The sequence below is a fragment of the Phytoactinopolyspora endophytica genome (assembly GCF_004138495.1).
GTDB classification, from domain to species: Bacteria; Actinomycetota; Actinomycetes; order Jiangellales; family Jiangellaceae; genus Phytoactinopolyspora; species Phytoactinopolyspora endophytica.
The window spans coordinates 320270-322264 of sequence record NZ_ML142849.1 but is presented as its reverse complement, the minus strand read 5'-3'; the positions used below and the strand labels follow the sequence as shown (position 1 = coordinate 322264).

2 protein-coding genes and 1 pseudogene are annotated in these 1995 nt (G+C 67.3%); all 3 read right to left on the bottom strand.

Annotated features, from left to right (window positions below; all coding sequences use genetic code 11):
* The coding region (locus ELR45_RS01400; protein WP_165367368.1) for a serine hydrolase domain-containing protein at positions 1-1174 on the bottom strand (1174 nt) is incomplete at its 3' end.
* 51 nt (positions 1175-1225) lie between these two features.
* Positions 1226-1433, bottom strand: a pseudogene (locus ELR45_RS01395) (transposase); the annotation flags it as partial.
* 38 nt (positions 1434-1471) lie between these two features.
* The gene (locus ELR45_RS01390) at positions 1472-1948 is read right to left on the bottom strand and encodes a nitroreductase/quinone reductase family protein (RefSeq protein WP_129662827.1); all 477 of its coding nucleotides are present in this window, start codon (positions 1946-1948) and stop codon (positions 1472-1474) included.
* Between the last annotated feature and the right edge of the window lie 47 nt (positions 1949-1995).

Genomic DNA, 1995 nt, shown 5'->3' with positions numbered 1-1995 from the left:
GCAGCGGCCACGCGAGCTCGATCTCTCGCGCGGGACCGGGCGGCTCCGGAACACTCGCCGTCGGGCGTCCCGCGCTCTGCTCGACGACCGGGGCGACCAGGTGACGCAGCACGAGGTCGAGCAGCCGTTGGTCGCCGCCCTGGACTGGCTGGGTGTCCGCGGTGACGACCACCGCCAGGCGATGCTCGGGGTCGCCGTACACGATCTGACCGCCCAGGCCGAACATCAGGAACCCGCCCCGTGGAGGCAGCCAGAACTGGTAGCCGTATCCGCCGCGGAACGGCGCACCCCAGGTTTGCATCTCGGTGTCGGCTTGGACGGTGGTGGCCGCGCGCAGGTAGTCGGCGGGCAGCAGGCGCACACCGTCGCGGACGCCGTCGTCCAGCAGCAGGTGGGCAAGGAGCAGCAGGTCGCGCGGCGTGCAGATCAGCCCGGAGCCGCCGTGGCTGACCGGCTCCGGGCCGGTGAGAAACCGGACATGATCGCTCGCACCCAGCGGGTCGAGCAGACGCGGGCACAGGTAGTCCACAAGCGACGTCCCGGCGATCCGCTCCACAAGTGCCGCCAGCACGTAAGAGGCGCTCGTGTCGTACGTGAAGACGGCACCCGGCGGGTGGGTCGGCGGCACGGTGAAGTATGACTTCAGCCAGCCGCCCTCGAAGAGCTTGTACGTGGTGGCGGCGTGCGGCCCGAGCATGGACAGCATGTGGCGCAGCGTGGTCGCCTCCACCCATGGGTGGCAGGGGCGGAACTCGGGGAAGTGGCTCGTAATGGTGTCATCGAGGCTCAGCCGGCCCTCATCCGCGAGCAGACCGACCGCGAACCCGGTCACCGTCTTGGAAATCGAGTACATCCGGTGCGGGGCGTGCACCCCCAGGCCCGGGACGGCGGCACTCACCACCGGTTCGCCGTCGACCGTGACCTCGACGCTGTGCAGCGCGACGCCGAGGCCGGTCGCGGCGTGGGATAAGGGCTCCAGTTCGACGATGGGGGAGGACACGGATCCGCTCACTTCGACCCCTTTTCGCTCCTTACCCCAGGTAGGATGGATGGTTTCCTCCGACTCGGTCGGTGCCTCGGTGATCTGTACCGAGGTCAGCTGGCCTACAGCAATGTAGAGGATGTCGAGTTCCAGTGATAGAGCGGGTACCGAGAGGAGACCGTACGCCCGCACCTTTCGAGAGTGCAGTAATTCGGCTTTTCACGGTTGAGGGTGTAGTCGTGGTCTGAACCCGCTGAACCCGTCCATCGCGACCACCTCGATCCCGTCGCGCCACGCCTCTGGGCGTGCAGCGAGCCAGGCCTTGAACACCTGCTTTGAGCGGCCCTCGACCATGTCGATCTACACCGATGACCAACACGTTGTCGAACCGTGCCGGGTCGTCGATCAGGATCCGCTTGCCCTCGGCGAGCACGGCCGCGGCTACACCCCAGTCCCTGGGGTGTAGGTCATCTGTCGAGGGATCCGCGATCACGGCCGATGGCGGAAGCTGATGCGCATCAGCCGACTGTCAGCCCAGTCTTCGAGCCGAGTCGGCCGGATGGTGCCGGGGTCGTGGGGCTGATTGAGATCCGCGACGATCTCCGCCAGCACGGCCTGACGTTCAGCTGGGTCGGTGACAGGCGTGGCCCGTGCAGGCAGATCTGCACGGATCCCGTTCTTGAGGTGGAAGGTGAAGTTGGGATTGGCGAGAAGGTTCGCATGCCAGTCGGTCGCGGCACCGCCGGCGCCGCTACACAGGTAGGTGGTGCCCGCGGCTCGGTAGAAGAAGATCTCGATGCGGCGTGGCCGGCCGGTGCGGCGCCCCAGCGTCGTGATGTCGATGATCCGTTCTCTGGTGCCCGCGGCGGGGGTGATCTCGATGGCTCGTCGGATGTGGTTGGGCAGGTGGGATAAAGACGCGTCCCGTGCGGAGTCGTTCCATCCGGTCGTGTCTGGTGGGCTCATGCGGTCTCGGTCTGAAGGGCGGGGCCGAGGAGGAGTCCACCGTCGAT

Bases quoted from the DNA above. Each gene is read 5' to 3' on its own strand.
- ELR45_RS01390 (WP_129662827.1), bottom strand. From the start codon at position 1,948: ATGAGCCCACCAGACACGACCGGATGGAACGACTCCGCACGGGACGCG.